22 protein-coding genes and 1 pseudogene are annotated in these 25,766 nt (G+C 60.2%); 14 read left to right on the forward strand and 9 right to left on the reverse strand.

Features of this window, described 5'->3' with window-relative positions:
* Nucleotides 1-152: pseudogene (locus tag QZ638_RS10985) on the reverse strand (amidohydrolase); the annotation flags it as partial.
* Nucleotides 153-296: 144 nt separating this feature from the next.
* Here QZ638_RS10985 and QZ638_RS10990 point away from each other — a divergent pair.
* From QZ638_RS10990 to QZ638_RS11020, 7 genes are all read left to right on the forward strand, one after another.
* Nucleotides 297-1,007 (forward strand): phosphoribosyltransferase, encoded by a 711-nt coding sequence (locus QZ638_RS10990; protein WP_295810053.1) that lies wholly within the window; start codon nt 297-299, stop codon nt 1,005-1,007.
* An 84-nt stretch (nt 1,008-1,091) separates the two neighbouring features.
* Complete coding sequence (locus tag QZ638_RS10995) at nt 1,092-2,873, forward strand: sugar phosphorylase (RefSeq protein ID WP_295810056.1); 1,782 nt, start codon at nt 1,092-1,094, stop codon at nt 2,871-2,873.
* Nucleotides 2,870-3,664, forward strand: a complete 795-nt coding sequence (locus QZ638_RS11000) for a mannosyl-3-phosphoglycerate phosphatase (protein WP_295810058.1) — start codon at nt 2,870-2,872, stop codon at nt 3,662-3,664. Before QZ638_RS10995 ends, QZ638_RS11000 begins: the two co-directional genes overlap by 4 nt.
* Nucleotides 3,665-3,675: 11 nt before the next feature.
* On the forward strand, nt 3,676-4,887 hold the full coding sequence (locus QZ638_RS11005) for a glycosyl transferase (RefSeq protein WP_295810061.1): 1,212 nt from the start codon (nt 3,676-3,678) through the stop codon (nt 4,885-4,887).
* A 174-nt stretch (nt 4,888-5,061) separates the two neighbouring features.
* Nucleotides 5,062-6,087 (forward strand): cell division protein FtsZ, encoded by a 1,026-nt coding sequence (gene ftsZ, locus QZ638_RS11010; RefSeq protein ID WP_295810064.1) that lies wholly within the window; start codon nt 5,062-5,064, stop codon nt 6,085-6,087.
* A 268-nt stretch (nt 6,088-6,355) separates the two neighbouring features.
* Complete coding sequence (locus QZ638_RS11015; RefSeq protein ID WP_295810066.1) at nt 6,356-7,606, forward strand: cellulase family glycosylhydrolase; 1,251 nt, start codon at nt 6,356-6,358, stop codon at nt 7,604-7,606.
* Nucleotides 7,607-7,631: 25 nt separating this feature from the next.
* The gene (locus QZ638_RS11020) at nt 7,632-8,795 is read left to right on the forward strand and encodes a Gfo/Idh/MocA family oxidoreductase (RefSeq protein WP_295810070.1); all 1,164 of its coding nucleotides are present in this window, start codon (nt 7,632-7,634) and stop codon (nt 8,793-8,795) included.
* A 10-nt stretch (nt 8,796-8,805) separates the two neighbouring features.
* Here the strand turns inward: QZ638_RS11020 and QZ638_RS11025 are convergent, their stop codons facing one another.
* Both QZ638_RS11025 and QZ638_RS11030 read right to left on the reverse strand, forming a co-directional pair.
* Complete coding sequence (locus QZ638_RS11025) at nt 8,806-9,876, reverse strand: Gfo/Idh/MocA family oxidoreductase (protein WP_295810095.1); 1,071 nt, start codon at nt 9,874-9,876, stop codon at nt 8,806-8,808.
* 79 nt (nt 9,877-9,955) lie between these two features.
* Nucleotides 9,956-10,369, reverse strand: a complete 414-nt coding sequence (locus tag QZ638_RS11030) for an Lrp/AsnC family transcriptional regulator (protein ID WP_295810125.1) — start codon at nt 10,367-10,369, stop codon at nt 9,956-9,958.
* Nucleotides 10,370-10,524: 155 nt separating this feature from the next.
* Between QZ638_RS11030 and rocF the strand changes: the two genes are divergently transcribed.
* Nucleotides 10,525-11,445: an arginase gene (gene rocF / locus QZ638_RS11035; RefSeq protein ID WP_295810097.1), complete on the forward strand. Its 921-nt coding sequence runs from the start codon at nt 10,525-10,527 to the stop codon at nt 11,443-11,445.
* Nucleotides 11,446-11,448: 3 nt separating this feature from the next.
* Complete coding sequence (locus QZ638_RS11040; RefSeq protein WP_295810100.1) at nt 11,449-12,534, forward strand: ornithine cyclodeaminase; 1,086 nt, start codon at nt 11,449-11,451, stop codon at nt 12,532-12,534.
* On the opposite strand, the gene nadE is transcribed toward QZ638_RS11040, so the two are convergent.
* The 6 genes from nadE to QZ638_RS11070 all read right to left on the reverse strand — a co-directional run bounded on the left by nadE (nt 12,535) and on the right by QZ638_RS11070 (nt 20,425).
* Nucleotides 12,535-13,527, reverse strand: coding sequence for an NAD(+) synthase (nadE, locus tag QZ638_RS11045; RefSeq protein WP_295810103.1), 993 nt, complete (start codon nt 13,525-13,527; stop codon nt 12,535-12,537).
* Nucleotides 13,515-15,065 (reverse strand): class I adenylate-forming enzyme family protein, encoded by a 1,551-nt coding sequence (locus QZ638_RS11050; RefSeq protein WP_295810105.1) that lies wholly within the window; start codon nt 15,063-15,065, stop codon nt 13,515-13,517. Before QZ638_RS11050 ends, nadE begins: the two co-directional genes overlap by 13 nt.
* Nucleotides 15,066-15,076: 11 nt before the next feature.
* Nucleotides 15,077-15,355: an acyl carrier protein gene (locus QZ638_RS11055; protein ID WP_295810107.1), complete on the reverse strand. Its 279-nt coding sequence runs from the start codon at nt 15,353-15,355 to the stop codon at nt 15,077-15,079.
* 17 nt (nt 15,356-15,372) lie between these two features.
* Entirely contained in the window at nt 15,373-17,319 is a 1,947-nt protein-coding gene (asnB, locus tag QZ638_RS11060) for an asparagine synthase (glutamine-hydrolyzing) (protein WP_295810109.1), read from the reverse strand.
* A 131-nt stretch (nt 17,320-17,450) separates the two neighbouring features.
* On the reverse strand, nt 17,451-18,560 hold the full coding sequence (locus QZ638_RS11065) for a hypothetical protein (protein WP_295810112.1): 1,110 nt from the start codon (nt 18,558-18,560) through the stop codon (nt 17,451-17,453).
* Between the two features lie 479 nt (nt 18,561-19,039).
* Nucleotides 19,040-20,425, reverse strand: a complete 1,386-nt coding sequence (locus QZ638_RS11070) for an aspartate aminotransferase family protein (RefSeq protein WP_295810116.1) — start codon at nt 20,423-20,425, stop codon at nt 19,040-19,042.
* 275 nt (nt 20,426-20,700) lie between these two features.
* Between QZ638_RS11070 and QZ638_RS11075 the strand changes: the two genes are divergently transcribed.
* The 5 genes from QZ638_RS11075 to QZ638_RS11095 all read left to right on the forward strand — a co-directional run bounded on the left by QZ638_RS11075 (nt 20,701) and on the right by QZ638_RS11095 (nt 25,721).
* Entirely contained in the window at nt 20,701-21,282 is a 582-nt protein-coding gene (locus QZ638_RS11075; protein ID WP_295810119.1) for a cupin domain-containing protein, read from the forward strand.
* 142 nt (nt 21,283-21,424) lie between these two features.
* Entirely contained in the window at nt 21,425-23,035 is a 1,611-nt protein-coding gene (locus QZ638_RS11080; protein WP_295810121.1) for an ABC transporter substrate-binding protein, read from the forward strand.
* 72 nt (nt 23,036-23,107) lie between these two features.
* A complete protein-coding gene (locus QZ638_RS11085) occupies nt 23,108-24,097 on the forward strand; it encodes an ABC transporter permease (protein WP_295810128.1) in 990 nt (329 codons plus the stop codon).
* On the forward strand, nt 24,094-24,927 hold the full coding sequence (locus tag QZ638_RS11090) for an ABC transporter permease (protein WP_295810122.1): 834 nt from the start codon (nt 24,094-24,096) through the stop codon (nt 24,925-24,927). The genes QZ638_RS11085 and QZ638_RS11090 overlap by 4 nt, the downstream gene beginning before the upstream one ends.
* Entirely contained in the window at nt 24,924-25,721 is a 798-nt protein-coding gene (locus tag QZ638_RS11095; protein WP_295810124.1) for an ABC transporter ATP-binding protein, read from the forward strand. Before QZ638_RS11090 ends, QZ638_RS11095 begins: the two co-directional genes overlap by 4 nt.
* Nucleotides 25,722-25,766: the final 45 nt, after the last annotated feature.

Raw genomic sequence — 25,766 nt, forward strand, 5'->3', positions numbered from 1 at the left:
CGATGCACCTTCATGCCCGTTTCGGTCAGGTGTTCGGCTACAATCTGGCTGGTCCGCTCTTCCTCGAAACCCAGCTCGGGATGTGCGTGTAGGTCGCGCCGCAATGTGGCGAGAAAGTCCAGCTCCGCGCGAACATCCTCGTTAACAGCCATTATACGCCCTTTCCATTCATGCGTCTGCCCGGATAAAAGGTGCCTTCCGCAACGGGGCGGCCGGCGTGGAGATATAGGCTCTGCCCGGAAACAGAAATCTTGGTGAAACCGGTTCATTCTTAACGCGGGGTCTTTCGGCAGACAATGACGCATTCCGATTTCCAGATGGATCCTCAGGCATTTTGGCAGGCGCTCGAACCGGCAGGAACCTTCGAACGCTCGCCGCGTGGCGGCCACCGGAATTTCTTTCCTGCCGAGCTGCCCGACGGGCGGCAACTGGGGCTCCCGATACGCGTCCTTTCCGGCGGTGAGCGGGCGCTCGCCTCGCTCATCGTCAATCAGGCCAGTTTCGCGGTTTCCGATGCTCTGGCGAAAGCGTTGGCCGAAAAGGCGTCGACCTTCCGGCCGGAGGTCGTCGTGGGCCTGCCCACACTCGGTCTGACGCTCGCTTCGCAGGTTGCCCGCGCGCTCGGTCACAGCCGCTATGTGCCGCTCAGCACATCGCGTAAATTCTGGTACGAGGAAGAACGCTCGGTTCCATTGCGCTCCGTCACCAGCCCCGACCAGCAAAAGCGGCTTTATGTCGATCCGCGCATGCTGCCGCTGATCGAGGGGCGCCGCGTGCTTCTGGTGGACGATGTCATCAGCACCGGCAGCTCCATTCTGGCCGGTCTGAAACTCCTCAAACTGTGCGACATCGAGCCCGTCGCCATCGGTGCGGCCATGTTGCAAACGAGCCGCTGGCGCGAGGCGCTTTCGGCCGAGAGCGAGGGCATTTGCGACCGCGTTGTCGGTGTGTTTGAAACACCGGCGCTTGCGCCAACGCCTGAAGGCGGGTGGCGGCCAGACGCGTGAACCCGGTCGGTGTCGACCGGTCGCCCTTGCCAATCCCGTTTCGCCGCGTCATCATGTTGCAATGCAGCATGGCCGGATCATCCCATGACGGTAAGGGGAGCAGCGCACACGTTTCGGGCGACCGCGCCCGCCAGATTGCGAAACGGTCTGCGTCAGCTTTTGGCGTCCATCTATCCCGATCACAATCCTGTCCAATTGGCGACCAGTGTCGAGGCGGCTTTTCTCGGCGAGGCTGGCACGCCGCGCAAGCGTGGGCGTATTCCGGCCAACGCGCTATGGAGCGAGAAAGACAACTACGTCATCACTTATGGCAACACGCTCGTCGACGGCGAGCACAAGCCGCTCGATCTCCTGCACGATTTCTCCGACCGCTATCTTGCGGGCGTCTTCACTGGCATTCACATTCTGCCATTCTTTCCCTTTACGTCCGATGACGGTTTTGCTGTCACGGATTATCGTGTGGTGAACAGCCAGTTGGGCGACTGGGCGGATATTGCCCGCATCGCCGAGCATTTCCGGCTTATGTCCGACCTGGTCATGAATCACTGTTCCAGCCAAAGCCGCATGTTCTCGGATTTCCTTCAAGGCCATGAGCCGTGGACCGGCTTTTTCAAGGTGGCCGACCCCGACGACGATCTGACCGCAGTGGTACGTCCGCGTACCCATCCGCTGCTACGTGAATTCAAGACCGAGACAGGCGTCAAACACGTCTGGTGCACGTTCAGTCACGATCAGGTGGATTTCGACTTCTCCAATCCGCACGTCCTGCTCGAGTTTCTCGACATCATCCGCGGGCATATCGAGTGGGGTGTGCGCACCATTCGCCTGGATGCAGTGGCGTTTCTTTGGAAGGAGATCGGCACTCCCTGCATCCATCTGCGTCAGACACACGAGATCGTCCGGTTGATTCGTCTCCTATGCGATTATTGTGAAGAACCGATCGTTCTCATCACCGAGACCAACGTTCCGAATGTCGAGAACCTGAGCTATTTCGGCAATCGCAACGAAGCGCACATGATCTACAATTTCGCGCTGCCGCCGCTCCTTCTGCATGCGCTTCTCGGCGGCACGTCGAAATATCTGAATGCCTGGCAGATGGCCATGCCGCCGGCCCAGCTCGGCTGCGCCTATTTCAACTTCTCCGCCTCGCATGACGGGATCGGTCTGCGTCCGGCGGAAGGGTTGATCCCGGACAACGAGATCGAGCAGGTCATCGACACGGTACAGGATTTCGGTGGCCGTGTTTCCTTCTACAGCCGGCCTGAAGGCGAAAGACCCTATGAACTGAACGTGACGTTGTTCGACGCATTCGCCGGCACGCATCGGGGCGTCGACCATCGCCAAATGGAGCGTTTCCTGTGCAGTCAGGCCATCGTCATGGGGCTCGAAGGCATTCCCGCCTTCTACATCCACGCGCTGCTTGCCACCCGCAACGATTATGACGGTGTCGAAAAGCTCGGTTACAACCGGGCGATAAACCGCAAACGTCTCGATTATACCAGGTTGCGTAATGAACTGGACGACCCGCAAACAGTACCGGCCCGTATCCTTTCGCGCTTGAAGGCCATGGTCCGTGTGCGCTCGGCGCAACCCGCATTCCATCCCAACGCCACCCAGTTCACACTTCAGCTTGGCGATGCCTTCTTTGGTTTCTGGCGGCAGAGTCTCGACCGTTCGCAAAGTATATTCGCCATCTCAAATCTCACTGACGAGCAGCGCAGTGTGCCTTCCATGGCGCTCAACCTGATCGAGGGCGACGATTGGCACGACCTCCTGACAGGTGAACCGGTGGCGCAGCCTGCTGGCGAAATCGTTTTTGCGCCCTACCAGACGCGCTGGATCTCCAATCGCGGGCAGGCATCATGAGTGCCCGGCGGTCTTTTGTCGTTTTCAGCGATCTGGATGGAACGCTACTCGATCACGAAACTTACGCGTTCGACGCAGCCCGGCCGGCGCTTGAGCGTCTGCGTACCGAGGGACATCACCTGATTCTGGCGTCAAGCAAGACGGCGGCCGAGGTGATGCCGATCAGGCAAGCCGTCGGTTTTCCGCACTGCCCGGCAATCGTCGAAAACGGCGCTGGCATCCTGCCACCGGGCGACGAGACGGGGGGTGTGCCCGCTTCGGAGCATGAGCGTCTGATACATGTCCTTAAGGCACTGCCATTCGAGTTGCGTCGGTACTTTTCCGGTTTCTCGGATTGGGATGCGGCCGAGGTCGCCTCGCGCACCGGATTGAGCATGGAGTCCGCGGTGCGCGCCAAGCAGCGCCTGTTCTCGGAACCGGGCTTTTGGAGCGGTACGGAGGCAGGGTTCGATGCTTTTTGCACGGCTCTAAAGAAGCGCGGCGTCACGGTTCAGAAAGGCGGACGCTTTGTCACGCTTTCCTTTGGTGGCACCAAGGGTGTGCGGGTACGCGAGCTCCTTGCACGCTATCGCCTCGCGGAAGAGATGCCGGTCAGCGTCGCGTTGGGCGATGCCCCCAACGACGTCGCCATGCTCCAAGCGGTCGACATCGGCATCGTCATTCCAAATCCCGCCCATGCGGGACTTGCAAGATTCTCTCCTTCTGCTGGGGGGGTGTTACGATGGGCCGACCTGGCCGGTCCCAATGGATGGAATGAGGAGATCCTCGCGCTGTTGAATGCATCGGAATAGGGAGGAGTGCCATGTCGGACTTCCAGCAAAGCGGCAGCGTGGCCACGCTGCACAATCTGGGTACCGTCTCGGTCGAAGATATGGAGCGGCAACTGAATCTGTTCGCCGCCCGGCGCAAAATCACGCTGATTTTGCCGTCGCTCTTTTCCGAACTCGAAGCGCCGGCACTGGCGGGGATCGTCGATGAGCTCTGTCACGTCGATTACATCAATCACATCGTCATCGGGCTCGACAGGGCGAGCGAGAAGCAGTTCCGGTTCGCCCAGGATTATTTCGCGCGTCTGCCGCAACGACATTCGATCCTGTGGAACGACGGGCCGCGCCTCAAGGCGGTGCAGGAACGTCTGTCATCTCTCGGCCTTGCGCCCGAAGAGCCGGGCAAGGGGCGCAATGTCTGGTATTGCATGGGATATACGCTGGCCTGTCAGGACAGCGACGTGGTGGCTCTGCACGATTGCGACATTGTCACTTATACGCGCGAAATGCTGATGCGGTTGGTTTATCCGTTGGCCAACCCGTCTTTTCCCTATCAGTTCTGCAAGGGGTACTATCCGCGCGTCGCCGACGGAAAGCTCAATGGGCGCGTGAGCCGGCTTCTCATCGCGCCGCTGCTGCTTGCCCTCCAGCGTACGTTCGGTCACAGCGATTATGTCGAGTACCTTCAGGCATTTCGATACCCGCTGGCCGGCGAATTCGCCATGCGCACGGCCATCCTGCCGGATATCCGTATCCCTTCGGATTGGGGGTTGGAGATCGGTGTTCTCTCTGAAGCGTGGCGCAATCTCGGCCGGCATGCGGTTTGCCAGGTGGATATCTGCGACCGCTACGACCACAAGCATCAGCCGCTTTCGGCGGAAGATGCCGCGCGCGGTCTGTCGCGCATGTCCATCGACATTTCCAAGGCTATCTTCCGCAAGCTCGCGACCGATGGGGTGGTCTTCAGTCAGGAGCATTTCCGAACCCTTAAGGCGACCTATTATCGCCTCGCGCTGGATCTGATCGAGCGTTACTACAACGATGCGATGATGAACGGGCTTCACGTGGATCGCCACAAGGAGGAAAAGGCTGTGGAGCTTTTTGCGGCGAACATCGTCGAGGCGGGGCACACCTTTCTCGAGTTTCCTATGGAAACACCATTTATCCCCAACTGGAGCCGGGTGCAGTCGGCCGACCCGGATGTTCTGAGGCTTTTGCGTGAAAGTGTCGTTGCCGACAATACATAGCGTCTTGCGCAAAGCGTTACAGTTCGACATCAGATGTGTATCTGAGCCGTATTGTGCCGGCGTTCAGCGTGTAGCGCGCACTTGAACAAGCGTGCGCACTCTGATTCCTTGATATGGACGCGCGGGCGGAGCGATTCGCTGTCGCCGCCTGCCCCCAGGAAGGACCAAGGCCCAATGACGGACGAAAAGAAGCCCGAAATTTCTGAAATGCGCCCCAAGATAACCATCGTCGGTGTCGGCGGCGGTGGCGGCAACGCTGTCAACAATATGATCACGCAGAACTTGCAGGGAGTGGATTTTGTCGCCGCCAACACGGATGCGCAGGCGCTCTCGATGTCCAAGGCCGAACGGCTGATTCAGCTTGGCGCGAATTCGACCGAGGGGCTCGGTGCCGGGTCACTGCCGGAGATTGGCCAGGCGGCCGCCGAGGAGACCATCGACGAGATTATGGATCACCTGTCGGGCACGCATATGTGTTTCGTTACCGCCGGTATGGGGGGTGGGACGGGAACGGGCGCCGCGCCCATCATTGCCGCCGCAGCGCGCAATGCCGGTATCCTGACCGTTGCCGTCGTTACCAAGCCTTTTACTTTCGAGGGCAATCGCCGCATGGCTATTGCCGAGCAGGGCATCGAACTTCTGCGTCAGGCGGCCGATACTGTCATCGTCATTCCGAACCAGAACCTGTTCCGTATCGCCGACGCCAAGACCACCTTTGCCGAGGCTTTTGAGCTCGCCGACAAGGTTCTTTATTCGGGTGTGCGATGCATTACCGATCTGATCGTCAAGGAAGGCCTGATCAATCTCGATTTTGCTGATGTGCGCTCGGTCATGCGCGACATGGGCCGGGCCATGATGGGCACCGGCGAGGCCACAGGCGATGCGCGTGCGATGAAGGCGGCCGAAGCCGCCATCGCCAATCCGCTTCTGGACGAGGCCAACATGAAGGGCGCGCGCGGCGTGCTCGTCTCGATTTCCGGTGGTCGCGACATGACGCTGTTCGAGGTTGACGAAGCGGCGACCCGCATTCGTGAAGAGGTGGGCGACGACGCTGAAATTATTGTCGGGGCGATTTTCGACGATAAGTTGGAAGGTGTCTTCCGCGTTTCCGTCGTTGCGGCGGGACTGGCGAGCGAAGCCGACCTGCAGGTCGGCGATGGCGGCCAGCCGGACCAGTTCCGGGCGCAGGCGATCCATTGATCTTTGCGGGCGGCGTCGAGCCGCCCGAATTCTTTCATTCTGCTTGTTTTCGTTCGTTCGGCGTCGGAATGGCGAAATTCGAGACCGCAGGCGTCCGCATTCTGACGATTTTAACCCCCTGCCGGTCCGCGCCACGATCGTTTGAGGTTGCTGCTCACGTCATGATGAGGAGTAGAGCAAACTGGTATACTTCGTTAATCCGGGGCTGATATCCGGGATTATCGCAGGGGCCTTTCGTCCCACGTGTATGAGCAACGGGGGCTGAGCAATGACGATCGCCACGGCATGGTTCAGGGGCGCGCTCGCAGCGGTCGGTTTTCTCGCGCTTGCTGGCGGTCCGCTCGATGCGGCGACGTTTTCGCCCCAGCGCGGCGTCAATCTCGATCTATGGGATAGCTGGCCCAACGAAGCTGATTGGTCGCGGGAAGGCGTGCTGCTGCCGTATCCCGAATGGCGGCGCAAGGTCGATGTCGAGGACCTCGCTCTCCTGACGAATACGGGGTTCGATTTCGTGCGCATGCCGGTCGATCCGATCCCGTTTCTCTCTTCCAAAGCCGCGCGCTTTCGCGAACGTCTGTTCGCTTCCGTGCTGGACGGCGTGCGCACCGTCAATGCAGCCGGGCTCAAGGTGATCGTCGATTTGCATCCCATACCGCGCGGAGCGGACCGCTTTGCCGGGGTGGAGGAAATTCTGCGCGACGAGGCTTTGTTTGAGCGCTATTTGAACCTGGTGCGTGAAATGGGCCGCACGCTTTCTGGCGAAGACCCCGAGCGCGTCGCCTTCGAACTGTTGAATGAGCCGGTGACCGGTTGCGAGGGTGTCGAGGGCGCTGCCTGGGACGATCAACTCGGCCGGCTCTTCGCCGCTGCCCGCTCCTCCGCGCCGCGAACCACGCTGGTTTTGTCGGGGGCGTGCTGGGGATCGGCGGAAGGGCTCGCGGCACTGAATCCAAAAACCATTCCCGACGGCAACATCCTGTGGAGCTTTCACTCTTACGATCCCTTCATCCTGACGACGCAGGGAGCCCTGTGGGCAGGCGATTTCATTCGCTATGTGACGGGCATTCCCTATCCCCCTTATGAGCACAAGGCCGAGCTGGAAGATGCGGTCGAAAGGGCGCGCGAACGTATTCGCAGCGACGCACCCTTCATGCGCCGCTCCGGCATGCTCGCATATTTGGATGAACAGATTGCCGGGGTCGATACGAAGCAAGAGTTGGACGCGCAGATGAACGCGCCGTTCGACATGGTGGCCGGTTGGGCGGAGAAAAACGGCGTCGATCCTGATAACATTATTCTGGGCGAGTTCGGAATGATCCGCCAGGAGTATGGGAACCCCGATGTGATGCCGGCGGCATGGCGCGCCGCTTATATTCGCGACATGATCGCGAAAGCCGAGAAGCGAGGTTTTTCCTGGTCCATTTGGGGATATGGCGGAGCATTCGGCATCGTTGAGGAGTTCGGTGGCCGTCGCGCCGAGGACGACGTGCTGCGCACGATCCGCGCTTTGGAAAACTGAGGTCAGGACCTATTCGAGGCTCGCGATGACAACTATCGCTTTTGTCGGCACAGGCTTCGTCGCCGACTATTACATGACGACGCTTGAGAACCATCCCACTCTCAAGCTCGCTGGTGTCTGGGATCGCGATGCAGAAAGGTTGCAGCAATTCTGCGATTTTTATGGTGTGAGCGCCTACGCAAACTTGCATTCGCTTCTCGATGATCCGGATGTACGGATTGTCGTGAACCTGACTAGCGCAGACAGCCATTTCGACGTCAATCGCGTTTGTCTGGAAGCCGGCAAGCACGTCTATTGCGAAAAACCGTTGGCAATGACTTTCGAGGACGCAGAGCGGCTGACCGAGATCGCGAGCGAGCGTGGTCTCTCCTTGTGCTGTGCGCCGGCGAATGCATTAAGTGCTGCGCATGAAGTCTTTACCCGTCTTCTGGCGCGTGACGAGATCGGCCGTCCACGTCTCGTTTATGCCGAGATGGAGGACGGCCCCGTTTTCCGCGCGGAATGGCAGAGCTGGCGCAGCCGCTCCGGTGCACGCTGGCCGGGCGCGGAGGAGTTCAAGGTTGGCTGCACGCTGGAGCACGCGGGCTATGCGCTGAGCTGGCTGGTCGATCTCTTCGGTCCGGTCTCACACCTTTCGGCATCGTCCGCGCTGTGCTTTCCCGATAAAGGGCTGGGAGCCGAAGAACCGCTCGCGCCGGATTTTTCGGTTGGGGTCCTGACGTTCGAAACGGGCGTCAAGGCGCGGTTGACTTGCGGCCTCGCTGCGCCGCGCGATCGCTCCCTAACAGTGTTGGGGGAAAAGGGAAGCCTGGTTCTGCGCGACCTGTGGGATGACAGTTCTCCCGTTCATCTGTCGAAGCCAGGAGATGAGCGATCGTTTGCCGAGAAGGTTTTGAACGCGATCCAGCATCGGATCGGACGGACGCTGCCTGTGCGTCTGTTGTCGGGACGACGTGTTTCGAATGCGACTGTGCGCAAACGCAAGAAACTGCCATCCTATCCTTCGCAAATCGATTTCGTGCGCGGCATTTCCGAGCAGGCCGTGGGCCTTGAGGATGGAACAGTGCCGTTCTTCTCCGGCCAAGTGGCGTTGCATCTCACGGAACTTGTACTGGCGCTGAACGCCGGTGAGCGCGATTACAAACCAAAGACGCATTTCGATTTTCGCCCGCGCTGGGCCCAAATCTGACGTCGATCGTTCAGGCCTGGCGATTGGCGTCGGCGAGAACTTTTTCGACGACCTCCAGCGTGCGCGCAGTGTCCGACGGCGACATGAGACGGTGTCGGTTTTGACCTGCGCGTATCGCCTCAGAGGCGGCCTCGATTTCGAACCGAAGCCCATATCCCTCGAAAGGGAACGCATGTCGCTGGATACCCGGCAAAGGTAGGCGGTATACCAGCTTGCGGATGACGCGCGATAAGGTCGACCGGCCGGAAAAAGCGGCGATGTGCGCGGCAAATCCTTTTCGGCATTGCAGCACGGCGCGCGCGGCGATGAACGGGGGTTGAAGGATCAGAATGCCTTTGCTCCCCTCGACGATAAAGCGATTGTCGCCCTCATGATCGAAAGCGCAGGAAAAATGCGCCTCGACCTCCCGGTTGAAGACCAGGGTGACCGACGCGGACATATCCACACCAGTCGGTGCGGCCCGCCATTCCCCGATAACCTTCATGGGTTCGCCCAAAAGGAAGCGGGCAAGCGAAATGCCATAAACTCCGAGATCCAGCATAGCCCCACCGCCACGCGCCTTGGAGTAAAAGCGACTTTCGGGCTCATAGGGGTGATGAAAGGCAAGCGTTCCGCTAAGGCGTGTAACATCACCGATCGCGCCCCGCTCGATCAGGGACTTGGTCTTGGCGATGGCGGGAAGGAAGCGCGTCCACATAGCCTCCATGAGGAAGACGTCTCGCCCGGCGGCGAGAGCTTCGAGTTTTGCCGCATCCGCACTCGTCGTGACCAATGGCTTTTCCACCAGCACGGCCTTGCCGCTTTCGATGGCTGTTTGGGCAATCGCAAAATGCGTGTCGTTGGGGGTGGCAATGTAGACCGCGTCCACCGCACTGTCGCCCAGAAGGGCGGCATACGTAGCGTGAGCCGATACGCTGTCACCATGCCGTGCCGCGAAGGCGTTCGCTTTTTCGAGCCCGCGTGCAGAAACGGCGGCAAGCGCGGCACCCCTGGACAGTGTCAGATCCCTGGCGAACTGTTCCGCCATGGTGCCGGTGCCGACAATTCCCCAGCGGATCGTCTCCAAGGTCTTGTCATCCATGGTCATTCGCTCGCGATATTGCAACGGGGGCAGTTACTCCAGATTAGCTCCGCCGGGTTAATGTGCGCATAAGCTGCGGTTACAGTCGTGCGCGGGTGCTGTGGGGGGTGGCCAGGAGCAGGCTTGTCTCGCTGTTCACGATGCCGGGGATCAGGCGGATGCGGCGCAACACCGCGTCGAGGTCGGTCAGGGTCGATGCGCCAAGTTCCACGACGATATCCCAGCGACCATTGGTGGTGTGGACGGCGGAGACTTCCGGAAAACCTTCCAGGGCATGAACCACGCGATCAGCCGAGCGGCCCTCGATTTCCACCATTGTGATGCCGCGTACAGGCGCTTCCACCGTGTCGGCCCGCAGAATGACCGTATAACCGACAATGTGTCCAGCCTTCTCCAGCCGCCCCATGCGTGTGCGAACCGTGGCGCGCGAAACACCCAAATCCATCGCCAGATCTGAGATACTGCGCCGTGCATCGTGGCGCAGCAGGGTAATGAGGCGCTAGTCCAATTCATCCATGATTGCACAAATTGAAATCCATAATTTTCAAAATGATAAATGCTTATAGAATTTTTGGCAATTTGGTTTGTTCGTTCTGCCAGCAATCCGGGGTCGAATGGAAATAACTATTCGGGTGGTCGGGTGCTATAATGCATTGCAAAATCTTGGGCATTCCGGTGCAGGATGGCGCCGGGCGCATGGGCTGTGAAATGGGGCCGAGCGCACTGCGCACGGCGGGTCTCGTCGCGGCGCTGGGCGAGTTGGGGCATCAGGTTAGCGACCTGGGCACGGTCGTTCCAAAGCCGCTGACTACGAAGCCGCATGACAATGCCGCGCTCAAGGCGCTGCCGAAGATCGTTGCCTGGACGGATGCGATTGCCGAGGCCGCATATATTGCCGGCGATGACGGGATGCCGATCTTTCTCGGCGGGGATCACAGCATGGCGGCGGGAACACTGGCCGGTATGGCGCGCCGGGCGGCGGAGAGCGACAAGCCGCTCTTTGTGCTGTGGCTCGACGCGCATCCCGATTTTCACACCCTCGACACCACATCGAGTGGCAACCTGCACGGCGTTCCGCTTGCCTATGCCAGCGGGCAGGGCGGTTTCGAGGGGTATTTCCCGAAACTGTATGCGCCTGTCGACCCGACGCGCATTTGCACACTCGGGTTGCGCAGCGTCGACCCGGCCGAGCGCGCCGCCCTGCACCGGGCAGGCGTGACGGTGCATGACATGCGAGCGATAGACGAGCATGGGCTCGCGCCGCTGTTGCGGGCTTTTCTGGAACGCGTTTCGGCGGCGGACGGACGGCTGCATGTAAGCCTCGACGTGGATTTTCTGGATCCATCGATCGCACCGGCGGTCGGCACGACCGTGCCGGGCGGAGCCACCTTTCGAGAGGCGCATCTGGCGATGGAAATGCTGCATGACAGCGGCCTCGTCACGAGCCTCGATCTCGTGGAACTGAACCCCTTCCTCGATGAGCGCGGCCGCACGGCGACCCTGCTTGTCGATCTCACAGCCAGCCTGCTCGGGCGACGCATTATGGATCGGCCGACAAGGAGCCATTGACATATGACCTACACCCCCTCGACCGATAAGCTCAATCTGGTTCCCTTCATCAGTGTGCACCACATGATGGAACTTGTGCTGGAGATCGGAGTGGAGCAATTTCTGGCCGAACTGACCGATTATATCGAAGAAGACTTCCGCCGCTGGGAGGATTTCGACAAAACGCCACGGGTGGCCGCGCATAGCCGCGAAGGCGTTATCGAGTTGATGCCGACGAGCGACGGCAGGCATTACGGCTTCAAATATGTGAATGGTCATCCCAAGAACACTCGCGAAGGGCGACAGACGGTGACTGCGTTTGGCGTCTATGCCGATGTGGGCAATGGCTATCCGCTGCTGATCACGGAAATGACGATCCTGACGGCGCTGCGAACGGCGGCGACTTCGGCGCTGGCAGCGAAATATCTGGCTCCCGAAGGTTCGCGTAGCATGGCGCTGATCGGCAATGGCGCGCAATCCGAGTTCCAGGCGATGGCATTCAAGGCCGCACTCGGCATCGACCGTCTGAGGCTTTACGATGTCGATGACGCCGCGACGGAAAAATGTCTGCGGAACCTGCAGGGGCTGGGCTTCCAGATGACAGCGTGCGCCACGCCGGAAGAAGCGGTGGAGGGCGCAGACATCATCACAACCGCGACCGCCGACAAACAATATGCGACGATTCTGACCGACAACATGGTGGGCTCGGGTATTCATATCAACGCGGTCGGCGGCGACTGCCCCGGCAAGACCGAACTGCACCGGGACATTCTCACCCGTTCGGACATTTTCGTGGAGTATCCGCCACAGACGCGCATCGAGGGCGAAATCCAGCAGCTTGCCGAAGATCATCCGGTGGAGGAATTGTGGCAGGTGATTGCCGGCAAGAGGAAGGGGCGCCGCGACGCACGGCAAATCACGCTGTTCGATTCAGTCGGCTTCGCGACAGAGGATTTCTCAGCGCTGCGCTATGTTTACGACAAGGTTCGTGAAACCGACCATTTCATCGAGCTCGACCTTCTGGCCGACCCCGACGAGCCGCGCGATCTCTTCGGCATGCTTTTGCGTTTTCCCGACTCCTCGCTGCTCGCTGCCAAGAAGGCCGGCTGATCAGGGCAGCGAAATTTCCTCGACCGTTTGCGGTGGCAGGTGCAGATAATGGGCGACCTTACGCTTTGCTGCGATGTCGCGCCACACAAGCCCGACCTGCCGTTCGCTGAGCCCGGTGGCACAGGCGACTTTCTTTGCCGGGATCGCGTGATCGAGCCCGTAGAGGCACAAATCCATTTCGCGGTACGGGAGTGCGAAATAAAACTCTTCCTGTGACTGGGCGAGCGAATACGTGTCCGTCGTCGGCATGCGCCGGCGAATCTCGGCGGGCACACCAAGATGTTTGGCGAGCTGGTAGACTTGCGACTTGTACAGATGGGCGATCGGTTTCACATCAGCCGCGCCGTCTCCATTCTTCACGAAGAAGCCTTGATCGTATTCCAGCCTGTTGGGCGTGCCGATGACCGCATAGTTCAGCCGATCGGCGTGGTAATACTCGAGCTGCTTGCGCGTTCTCTGCTTCATGTTGGTGGCGGCGACAATGCCAAGATAAACCTCCGGCGGCAGACGGTGTTTTTCCACCGTGCCATCGGGACGCCGCACCACCAGATAGGAGATATTGTAGGCCTTGGTGGTGAGTGCATTGGCAATGGCGATCTTCATCGACCAGCCCTCTCCATAGCCTGGCACCACCTGGCGAATGAAGGCGTCGCGCCGATCGTAGCAGCCCATGGCTTCAAGGGTCGGGCCTATGTCTTCGACCGCGCTTGAGAGGCCAAACGTTTTGGCGACTTCCTCGCCGAGCCGCAGGCTCTCGGGATCGGAATCGTATTCCGGCATGAACAGGCAAAACACGCGTTCCCGCCCCAGTGCCCGGGCGGCCAGAGCTGCGCAAACGCTGGAATCGATGCCGCCCGACAGGCCGAGCACTAATCCGCGCTTGCGCAACGTGCCGCGGAGCTGTGCGCGCAGCGCGGTGACGATGCGGTCGGTCTCTGCTGTGGCGTCGATCTTCAGATCGTCGATGCAGAAGCGATGGTTTATGTTGTGCATGACGCCCTCATGGCCTCCATGGCAGCGAGGCGGCGGCTGGTCTTGCCGTTTGGCGTTTTCGGCAGCTCCGCCCGGAAAATGAACGATTTCGGCATCATCGCATCGGGTAAACGATGCTTGCAGTGCCGAGCGATTGTGCGCTCGGTGAGGTCTGGATCGGCCCGCACGACGAGTGCCGCGAGCCGATGGCCTGCGATCGGATCCGGCGTGGTGAAGGCAAGCGCTTCCCGCACGCCGGGGCAGGTCGCAAGCACCGCATCCACCTGCCTGGGCGAAACCTTTTCACCACGGATCTTCACCACCTCGTCCTTGCGCCCGACGAAATAGAGGAAGCCCGCCGCATCGCGTTTGAAGAGGTCGCCGGTGTGAAGGCGCTTTCCCCTGCCGTCCGGTGCGTCGCGCAACACGTGCGCCGTCGCTTCTGTATCGTTCCAGTAACCCTGCATGACATGCGGTCCGCGGATGACGAGCTCGCCTGTGGCGTCTAGCGCGGCTTCGGTGCCGTCCTCCTCGAGCACGACTGCCTCGGTGCCAGGCAGTGCCTTGCCGACGGAACCTGGGCGGCGGTCGAGGTCTTCGGGGGCAAGGAAGGTTGCCCGCGCGCATTCGGTCAGGCCGTACATGCTGAACAGCCGTGCTTGTGGGAACAGTGCGCGCAGGGTCTTGATATGAACCGGTGGCAGGGCGGCCGCGGCATTCGTGATGTAGCGAAGCGCTGGAAGCCGGCCGGCGGGGAATTCGCTGAGATCGGCAAGCATGGCCGCCATGGTGGGAACCAATGGAAAGCCCGTGACACCCTCGGCATGCGCCTTTTCAAGAACCCTGTGAGGGAAGGCAAAGTTCTTTTCCAGAATCAGGGTACCGCCGGTTCGCACGGCGACCAGTAGCTGGTAGAGCCCGTAGGTGAAGGACAGCGGCAGGGTGGAAAGCACGACGTCCCTGTCGTCGTTTTCCAGGTAATCGGCAATCATCGCCGCAGCCGCCTCAACATTGCGGTGGCCCATCATAACGCCTTTGGGTTTTCCGGATGAGCCGGACGTGTAGATCAGAAAAGCGAGACCGCGATCGTCGTTCTGCAAGGGCGGTAACGGGGTGTCAGGGTCGAGGCAATCTTCGAATGCGAGGGTGCGGCCGGATGCGGTTTTGCCCGTTCGGGCAACGATGCACAGCGGTGCATGTTTCGACGTTTCCATTGCCTCTTCGCAAAGTCCGGTGTGTTTGGTTTCGTAAAACAGGGCCTTTGGCGCGCAATCCGTTAAGACATGGGTAAGGCCATCGGCCTTTATGCCGGGATTGACAGGAACGACGGTGGCGCCGGATTTCAGGCCAGCGAAGATCGCGACGGCCATTTCCGCGATGTTCTCCATAAAGAGTGCGACCCGGTCTCCCGGACCCACACCGTGGACGCATAAGGTTCCGGCCAACCGCTCGGACAGACGGTCGAGATCGGCGTAGCTTAAGCGCTCTTGTGCGGCCACCACGGCGGTGGCCGACGGCGTAAGTCCAGCCCGGTGTCTCAGAAAGGCCTCGACGCGCATGGCGTTCGCTCCTAAGCGCCGGTCGGCGCTGCCTCCACGGTCTTCCTTTTACCCGCAACGAAGGCGCTCAACCGGGCGACGGTATCGAAGTTCTCAGGCACGATCTCCGGATCCGCGACGCTGATGGCGAAGTGCTCTTCAAGGAAGGACACCATCTCCAGAATGCCGGTGGAATCGACGATGTCGTTTTCTATAAGCGATGCATCGTCTTCCGGCGCGTCTCCTTCATCGCCGAACAGAAAGTTTTCGACGACGAAGGCGCGGATATCGGCCTTGATGGACTCGGGCATGGTGCTTCCTTTCACGGTCAGTCACGAATCGCCAGAGTTTCGTCCTTGGAGCGAACCTGCCTGGCGAATTGCTGGGACCAAAGTTGCGTCGATAGAATGCCGACAAATGCGGCGTTGTCACGAAAACCGGTAAAATTACTTAGCCGGCTTTTTTTATACAGTTTCGTCGTTTTTTCAACGTCGAAGAAGCCGTTTTCTTCGAGCGCCGATCTCCCGAACGCTGCATCGACATAATTCTGTCGGTCGCCGGCGAAAGCGCGAGCTTCCGGCGCGCGATAGGGCTGCTTCGGTCGTTCGGCGATCCGGTCGGGAACGGTGCCCTGCATGGCTTGGCGCAGGAGATGCTTTTCGCGAAGTCCTTTGAGCTTCGTGTTCGCCGGTATGCTTGCGGCCAGTTCCACCAGTCGGTGATCGAGGAACGGAAAGCGTGTCTCTATGCCGTTTGCCATGGCCATTCGATCCCCCTGACTGGAAAGAATATAGCCGGGCAGCAGGAAACGCGTCTCCAGATACTGAGCCTGATGCAGAGGGTGCCACAGGCTGAAGGATTGTGGGAGCGAGGATACAAGCTCGTCGGCAGCGTCGTAGTCCCGCAGCGTATCCTTGAGTGCGTCTGAAAAGAACAGTTTCGCTCCCGACGTGCTGCGCAGGCGCGGACGATGCGAAAAGAGCGGATCGTCCTGCCGGTCGCGTGAAACGCTGAAGAAAGCAGAGAGATAGTCCGGTGTCTGACGTTTCAGATCAGCCAGATAAGGATAGATTCGGCGAAACAGATGCGGACGCAGTTGCGAACTTGGCTGGCGCGCGCAGAAACGGCGAATGCGTGCTTCCTTGAATATGTCGTAGCCGGCAAAAATCTCGTCGGCGCCTTCTCCGGAAAGAACCGCTTTTATGCCTTTGGCTCGCACGAGGCCTGAGAGGCGGTAAAGCGGCGCGGGGCCGGTGCGCAGGATAGGTTGCTCCGTGTGCCGGATAACCTGGGGAAAGACGGAGGCGATCTCGTTGATGTCGCAGGAGACCGTATGATGCTCCGTGCCCAATACATGCACCATTTCGTCCTGAAATTCCCTTTCATCGAAAGCAGGATCGGAAAATGTGACGGCAAAGCTGGTAAGTTCGGCAGGCGCCATTCGCTTGGCAAGCGCAGCGACGACGGAGGAATCGAGCCCACCCGAAAGATAGGTTCCCACCTCGACATCGGCGCGCAGGCGAATGCGCGTGGCGTCTTCCAGCAGAGCGCGAACCTCCTCGGCCATCTCCGTTTCACTCCGATCGTTGCGGACCTCGGAAAAATCCAGATCCCAGTAGCGTTTCGTCAGCGCTTTACCGTTCTCGACGATCATCCAATGGGCTGGCGGCAGCTCACAAATACCTTCGAATGCCGTGCGCGGCGGGATGGGAGACCAAAGGGTGAAAATCTGGTCGAGCGCAAAGGGATCGAGGTGTGCATCGATGCCCGGGACGGTCAGAAGTGCTTTTATCTCCGAGGCGAAATAGAAGCGGTCGCGATGCCATGCATGATAAAGCGGGCGCACGCCCATGCGGTCGCGGGCCAGAAACAGCCGTTTGCGAGCGGCGTCGTGGATTGCGAAGGCGAAATCGCCATTGAGTTTTTCCACGCAATCGGGTCCCATCTCGTCATACAGGTGCAGGATCACCTCGGTATCGCTGGATGTGCGAAAGCGGTGGCCGCGGCTTTCCAGTTCCCGGCGCAGTTCGATGAAATTGAAGATCTCGCCATTGTAGACGATGTGGAGGCGCCCATCGAAGTTTGCCATGGGTTGTTGCCCGTCGGCCAATCCCACGATGGAGAGACGGCGATGCGCCAGGCCCGCATCGTCCGTTATGTGGAAGCCGGCATCGTCGGGCCCGCGATGGGCTATGGCGACGGACATTGCCGCAAGAAGCTTCTCGGCTTCCTTAGACTGGAGTCCCTTTCCGCTATAGCCGGCAATTCCACACATAGGTCACACCATTCTCAGGAGCCGGTCGCTCCAGCGATACGCTTCACACCGTTGACGCGGTGAAAACATCCTCTCTGTTCGTTTCATTGGCTTTTCCGCTCAACCTGCTGTGCTCGTCCGGATGCGGTGTTCTAGTCGAAACGATCTCCAAGGAGCCGCGACCAGGATTCACCGGCAAAACCGTTGAAAAAGGCGTTTCCCGCGAGAAACGGTTCTACAAGCGTCTTGTCTTTCGCGTAGACTATGCTCGAAGAGGCGTGAAGGAAGGCGAAACGACGGCAAAGCATGGCGTTGACGAGGCCCGGTTGTCCGCGTCCACGCAATGCCGTCAGACCGCGGTCGGTCGCGTCGGCGAGCATTGTGTCGATAATCGCGCCTTCGTGGCCTGGTTGGGCCAAAATCTGGATCACGCGTCCGATGCCACCCCGATCTCCATAGTAGAGGAACAGGCCGACCGTTTTTCCGCCACGGGTGAGCACCTTGCGGCGGACCGTCGTGCCGTAATTCGTCTTGCGGCCGGATTCGGACACCATGCGTTGCAGATCGTTCTCGGTCCATTTCGGATGGAGCGCAAAGGTGGCGGCGAACTGCTTGAAAAGAGCCGCTGTTTCCTGGATGTCGGCTTTCTCGGTGGCAAGTGCCTTGGCCGAGAACTCCGTATTTGCCACATGGGTCCATTGGGGCGGCGCGCCTCTACGTCGCAAAAGGGCGTCGAAAGGGCGGGCAAGCGGTTTTGCAATCGCTGCGGGGGCGAACGCCGCAGCGGCCATCGCCGTAACGAAACCCGCTGGGCGGATCACCCGCAGCCATTCTAGGCTGTAATCCGTGAGAACCGTGCCACGCAGCTTGCGCCACATGGCTGTGGAGACGTCGTTGGCCGTTTCGGTCAGACAGAGATCCTGAGGGCCGGACTGGAATGCGCGTAGAAGGCGGGCGCCGGCATAGGGGTCATCTTCATGACCGTCGACCATGAAGCTGCCGGCAATTGCCCCTCTAAGCGTTTGTCCCTGGTAGGTGAAGGGCATGGGGAGAACACCCATGAAACCGTTGACGCTGCCATCGTCGCGAAGATGGACGAGTGAGCGAATTTCGTCGTCGCGATGGGGTGGATCGAGAAACAGCGATTCAAGATAAGCGTGCGCACCACGCGGTGCAGGCTTCCGCCTCCCGCGCAATATGCGCTGAAACATCTCCGCCACTGCGGGAATGTCCTCGCGCTCCAATGGACGAATGTCACTCACGTATGATCTCGAACACGTTCCGCCCCGATCGAATGCCAGCGATCCCCGGGGCCAATATGTGACCTAAAGTTGTTTATGAATTCTTTTGTGATGGAAAGTTTTTATGCATACGGGTCGAGTGATCGCATGACATCTTTCTGAAACGCGATCGAAAGACTTTTTCCTTGGGAATTACACAAGCACCGAAGGCCGAACGAATCTTCGACACATGGAGATTATTTCGCGTCCGTCGGACAGCGTGAAGAATCCGCTCGCGAGAGCAAATATATAAGAGTTCATGCACTAAGTTGCGCACTGTATGCGCAAAGCTGCAATCGGTCTTCAAGACGCTCGTCTATTGCCGGGTGTCCATTCGTCGAAGCGATGGATATGTCTGCAGCCGGCAAAGAAAAGACCGCATTCGTGTATACGATGCGGTCTTTCGCAAGACTGGTTCAGAGCGCCTGTCCGGCTCGTCATCCCCCGGCGCTATGGTCGGTCTATGCCGGTAGCGCCTCTTTGGGCAGTCCGGCGAGCGCCTTGTCCAGGCCCATCCTGAAGCGGGAAATGAGGTCGTCCACTTCGCTCTCGGAGATGATGAGCGGTGGGCAGAAGGCGAGGGCATCGACCATGGCGCGGCTGATGAGTCCGGCCTCCTGGAGATGCGCGTTGACCGTTGCGCCAAGCGCACCCGGCGTCTCGAGCGCCGTCTTTTTTGCCTTGTCGGTGACAAGTTCGACGGCGGCGATGAGGCCGACGCCGCGCACTTCTCCCACCAGCGGATGATCGGCAAGCGTGTCGAGTCCGTTGCGCAGGCGTTCACCCATACGCGCGGCATTGCCGACCAGATCGCGCTCTTCGATAATCTTGAGGTTTTCCAGTGCGACGGCCGCGACGACCGGATGGCCGCTTGCCGTATAGCCATGGCCGAGTGTGCCGATACGACCGCTTTCTTCCATGATCGGTTCGAACACTCTGTCGTTGATCATCAGGGCCGAAGCGGGCAGGTAAGACGATGAAAGCTGCTTGGACATCACCATGATATCCGGCTTCATCTCGTAAGTGGTGGAGCCGAACATCGTGCCCGTCCGGCCGAAACCGCATATCACCTCGTCGGCGACCAGCAGAATGTCGTACTTGTTGAGGATGGCCTGGACCTTTTCCCAATAGGTGGCGGGCGGCACGATCACACCGCCGGCGCCCTGCACCGGTTCCCCAAAGAACGCGGCGATGGTCTCCGGACCCTCGGCGAGGATTGTGTCTTCCAGTTCTTTTGCGAGGCGCGTTGCGAATTCTTCCTCGCTTTCGCCCGGCAGGCCCTCGCGCCAGTGATGCGGGGCGGTCATGCGCAGCACGTCCGGCACGATGAGATCGAACGATTTGTGGTTTGCCGGCAGGCTGGTCAGGCAGGCGCCGGCAATGGTCACGCCGTGATAGGCGCGATTGCGCACGATGATCTTCTTCTTTTCCGGTTTTCCGAGCGCGTTGGAGCGGTACCAGATCAGCTTCAACGCCGTGTCGATGGCTTCCGAGCCGGAATTGGTGAAGAACGCCTTGCTCATCGGTACCGGCGCCATGCCGATCAGCCTTTCGGAAAGCTCGATCACCGGTCCATGCGATTTGTGCGTGAAGGTATGGTAGTAGGGGAGCTTCTCCATCTGCTCCGTGGCGGCTTTTACAAGACGCTTCTCATTGAACCCGAGTGCGACGCTCCACAGGCCGGCCATGGCCTCAATATATTGCTTGCCATTGTTGTCGTAGACAAACACGCCTTCGCCGCGATCGATGATCAGTGGGCCGTCCTCCAAATGCTTTTTCGCATTGGTGTAGGGGTGCAGGTGGTAGGCGATATCGCGCGCTTCAGGGGAATTCGGCTTGTCGGTCATCGGCTGGTCCTGCGTTGTATGAAACTGGGTCGTGAGAGAGGTGGTGGCATACCTCGCTCCGCTCTGCCTACGGGTAGCACTCATTTTGAGGTCAGGCAATCGATGCTCTATATTTTGAGCGCATTTTGATATGATTGAGAGTTTGAAATCGGATTTCAGCCAAATTCGAGCATTGCTTAAGAAGAGAAGGGATAATATCTTGAACATTCTTCGGCGCTGAAGCTGATGCCATCCGCATCGAAATGGCGTGGGCAACCGGAACAATTGAAGGTTTCATGGACGACTTCGACATTGGTTTCCGTCTCAAGGCCATGCGCACGGCCGGCAATCTCTCGCAGCGGCAGCTTGCCGAACAGGCAGGCGTGCCTCATGCGCAGATTTCCAACATCGAGAAGAACAAGATCAGCCCTTCCATCTCAACGCTGCGCAAGGTGCTCGGCGGCATGAGTGTCAGCATGGCGGATTTCTTTGAGCCGGAGCGAAAGGACAATCCCGGCCCCTTTTTTGGCAAACACGAGTTGATCGATCTGACGTCACGCGTTGCGATCAATGCCGGCGCGCCGGAGAGCGGGCTTCTGGTCCTCAGGCAGATCGGCGATGCGCGTCTGCACAATCTCCAGATCCTGCATGAGGTCTATGAGCCGGGGGCGGATACCGGCGAAACCCTGCTGCAGCATGCCTCCAGTGAGGGCGGCTATGTGGTGGAAGGCGAACTCGCGCTCAATGTCGGCGACGCGTTCCGGATACTCAAAGCAGGCGAGGCCTATCTTTTTGACAGCCGCCAGCCACACCGTTTTCGCAATCTTTCCGACAAGCGCACAATCGTCGTTTCCGCTTGTACGCCACCCTATCTTTGATGGAGGCATCTTCAACAGGCTGGACCAATGCAACGGGTTCATGGCCCTGTTTTCGCAAAGCGCCGGTTTTAAACTTTGTCGATAACGTTTCCGGGAACCGAAACGGCCCGGAAACGATTGGCTCGTAAAACGAGGGTTTTCAATGGCCGTTCTGCCGATTTCGAGACGCAAACTCCTTTTGAGCACAGGAGCGCTCGCGGCCACCGGGTGGATGTCGCGCGCCGCTTGGGCGGAAGACACACCGTCTGGTGGACGGCTGGTGGTGGCAGCGGATTCCGAGCCGCGCACGCTGAACCCGGCAATCGTTGCGTCGAATGGCGTGTTTTTCATTGCCAGCAAGGTGATCGAGCCGCTGGCGGAAGCCATGATGGATGGCGAGGGTGGGTTGGCACCTCGCCTTGCGACAAGTTGGGAAGGTTCCGAAGACGGACTTTCAATTACCTTCAAACTGCGCGAGGGCGTGACGTGGCACGATGGCGAACCGTTCACCTCGGCGGATGTGGCCTACTCCGCCATGCAGGTCTGGAAACCGTTGCAAAATCTCGGTCGCGTGGTGTTTGCCAATCTCGACACGGTGGAAGCGCCTGACGCACACACCGCCATTTTCCGTTTTTCCGCACCCACGCCCATACAGCTTGTCCGCAACGCACTGCCCGTGGTGACGAGCGTTTTGCCAAAACACCTCTACGAAGGCACGGACATTGCCGCCAATCCGGCCAACAAAGCGCTGGTGGGAACGGGGCCGTTCAAATTCGCCGAGCACAGGCCGGGCGAGTATTATCGCCTCACGCGCAACGACGCTTATTGGGGCGAGGGGTTGCCAAAGCTGGACGAAATCGTCTTCCGCGTTCTGCCGGACCGGGCGGCGGCGGCTTCCGCGCTTGAGGCCGGCGAGATCCATCTTGCGGCGTTCTCGCAGGTGCCGCTGGTGGATCTGGAGCGCATCGCGAAGGTGCCGGGTCTGAAGGTGGTGACGGAAGGCTATGAGGCGCTGACCTATCAGCTTGTGGTGGAGATCAACCACCGCAACGAGATCCTCGCCGACCGGAATGTGCGGCAGGCCATCTCGCACGCCATCGACCGAGATTTCGTGGTCGATACGGTGTTTCTGGGCTATGCGCAGGCGGCCACCGGTCCGGTACCGCAGAACGCACCGCAATTCTACAATCCCGATGTGCCGGCTCATCCATTCGACGTCGAACGGGCGAACGCGCTTCTTGACGAGGCGGGCTATCCGCGCGGCGGGGACGGAATACGCTTTTCGCTGCGTCTCCTGCCGGCGCCCTTCTTCAGCGAAACACGTCAGTTTGGCGATTATCTGCGTCAGGCGCTCGGCAAGGTGGGCATCGACGTGACGCTGGTGAACAACGACACGCCGGCACATCTGAAGGCGGTCTACACGGATCATGATTTCGACATTGCCGTCGGCTCGCCCGTCTTTCGCGGCGATCCGGCCATCTCGACCACAATCCTCGTGCAATCGGGCATTCCCGATGGCGTGCCGTTCTCCAATCAGGGCGGCTACGCCAATGCGGAGCTCGACACGATCATCGACCAGGCCGCCGAGACCATCGATACCGAAGCGCGCACAGCGCTTTACAACGATTTCCAGCGCATGGTGGTGGACGATCTGCCGTTGATCAACGTTGCCGAATGGGGATTTACCACGGTTGCCAGCGACACCGTACTTAACGTGGGCAACAATCCGCGTTGGCCGGTCTCGAACTGGGCGGACACGGCGCTGACCTCCTGACAACGCTTGATTTTGCGACCGGTCGGTTGGAAAACCGGGTTGAACCTGAAGGCGCAAGGAAAGCTGACCGATATGCACCGGGCCCTGATTTTGACGCGGCGGCGTATCGTCAGCAGCATTCCGGTGCTGCTCATCGTCATTGTCGGCACGTTCCTGCTTCTGGAAAGCGCGCCCGGTGACGCAGTGGACGCCTACCTCGTTTCGCTGGGCGGTGGCGATGCCGGGCTCGTGACGGAATTGCGCCAGAGCTATGGGCTCGATCAGTCGCCATTCAAACGGCTGACGCTTTATGTAAGCGCTCTTGCGCGGTTCGATCTTGGATGGTCGGTAGCGTTCGACCGACCGGTTCTCGGGTTGATTGTGGAACGATTGCCCAACACGCTGTGGCTGATGGGGGCGGCGACGGCGCTTGCCTTCTCGCTCGGTTCGCTGCTCGGCATCGTGGCGGGCGCGCGGCCGGGAAGCCTGACCGACCGGGCGCTTTCCATCGGGTCGCTGGCGCTCTATGCGGTTCCGAGCTTCTGGCTTGGCCTTGTGCTGGTTCTGGTGTTCGCGGTCGATCTGCGCTGGTTTCCAACAGCCGGCATCGAAACCATAGCCTCCGGCAAGACGGGGCTGGCGCGCGTGGCCGATATTGCCTGGCATCTGGCGTTGCCGGTTTCCGCGCTCGGCTTCATTTACCTCGCTCTTTTCCTGCGCATGATGCGGACCGGCATGGCCGAAGCCTGGCGGCAGGATTTCGTGCTGTTCGCGCGCGCCAAGGGGTTGGCGCGGCGGCGCATCGTGCTGCGCCATGTGGCGCGCAACGCGCTTCTGCCGCTCGTCACCATGCTTGGTCTTCAGGCGGCGGCCATGCTGGGCGGCAGTGTGGTGGTGGAAAGCGTGTTCGCCATTCCGGGATTCGGGCGTCTTGCCCATGAAGCGGTTGCGGGCCGCGATGCGCCGCTTTTGACCGGCATCATCATCGTCAGCGCCGTGCTTGTCATCGTCGTCAATCTTATGGTGGACATTGCCTATGCGGCTCTCGACCCGCGCGTGGGCAGCGGGGAGGCGTCGTCGTGAACCGCGTTGCGCGCCGTCTCGTGGATTCGCCGGAAGGGGTGGCGGGGCTTTGTCTTCTGGTGCTGCTTGCCGCCATGGCGCTTGCCGCGCCCCTGCTTTATCCGGGCGACCCGCTGGCGATTGTCGGGCGGCCGTTGACGGCGCCCTTCACCGATGCGGGTTTGCCGCTTGGGACGGATCGGTTGGGGCGGGATGTGCTCGCGGGCTTGATGCACGGCGCGCGCGCGTCGCTTCTGGTCGGGCTTGCCACGGCGCTGGTGGCGCTCACCGCCGGAGCGCTCGTGGGCACGCTGGCCGGACTAGCCGGCGGTTTGGTGGATGAGGCGCTCATGCGCGTGGTCGATGCATTCCAGATTGTCCCGGCATTCCTGCTCGCTCTCGCCTTCGTCAGCGTGGCCGGCGCCTCGCTTTCCGTCATCGTTTTCGCCATTGCGCTCGGCGCATGGACCGGACCGGCGCGGCTTGCGCGGGCCGAAGTTCTTTCGATCCGCGAGCGCGATTACGTGGCGGCGGCGCGGGTCATCGGCATGCATCCGGCGGAGATCGCTCTGCGAGAAGTGTTGCCCAATGCGCTGCCGCCGGTCCTGGCGCTGACCGCCGTCATCGTCGCCACGGCGGTTCTGGTGGAGGCCGCACTTTCGTTTCTCGGGCTTGGCGATCCCAATGTGGTGACCTGGGGCTCGATGATCGCCGAAGGGCGCAATGTGCTGCGCACAGCGCCGCATCTTTCCATCGTGCCGGGGCTTGGACTGGTGGCGACTGTGCTCGGCGTCTATCTCCTGGGCGAGGGGTTGGCGAATGCGATGGCCGCTCGCGAGGGGCGTGGATGAGCGCGTCCCTGGCCGAAATCCGCAATCTTTCGGTTTCCTATGGAAAGGGCGCGTCGCAGGGTTTCGCCCTCGACGGGCTCGATCTCGACATAAGACAGGGGCGCCGGCTGGCGGTGATCGGTGAGAGCGGATCGGGCAAGAGCACGCTGGCTCTGGCTCTGGCCGGCCTCCTGCCGCTGGAGGCGCAGTTTCGTGGTGAGATCCGCTGGCCGGGCCTGGCGCATCCTCCGATGGTAGGGCGCGATATCGGCCTGGTGTTTCAGGACCCCGGCAGCAGCCTGAATCCGGTCCTGACCATTGGCGAACAGGTGGCGGAAGGGGCCGTGCGACATCTTGGGCTCGATTGGTGCGGGGCGCATAGAAATGCGCTGGCATTGCTCGAACGGGTCCGAATACCCGATCCGCAGGTGGCTTTCGACGCTTATCCGCATCAGTTTTCCGGCGGACAGCGCCAACGTATCGCGATCGCATCCGCCATCGCGGCGCGGCCGCGGCTCTTGATCGTCGACGAGCCCACCAGTGCGCTCGACATGGTGGTGCAAGCGGAGATCGTGGCGCTGCTTGAAGAATTGGTGCGCGAAGCGGGCATGACTCTGATCTTCATCACGCATGACATCGCGCTCGCCTCAGGGTTTGCCGACGATATCGCTGTGTTCCAGCAGGCACGGCTCGTGGAACATGGCGTTGCGCGAGCTGTTCTCACAGAACCGGTGCATGCCTACACGAAACGTCTGCTTTCTGCACAGATCGATTTTTCGACGCCGCGCCTGATAAACGAGGTGGCCGATGTCTGAACCGCTTCTTATGGCGCAGAATCTACGCAAGACATTTGCGCGCCG

This window comes from uncultured Nitratireductor sp. (assembly GCF_913053745.1).
In the GTDB taxonomy this organism is placed as follows: domain Bacteria; phylum Pseudomonadota; class Alphaproteobacteria; order Rhizobiales; family Rhizobiaceae; genus Nitratireductor.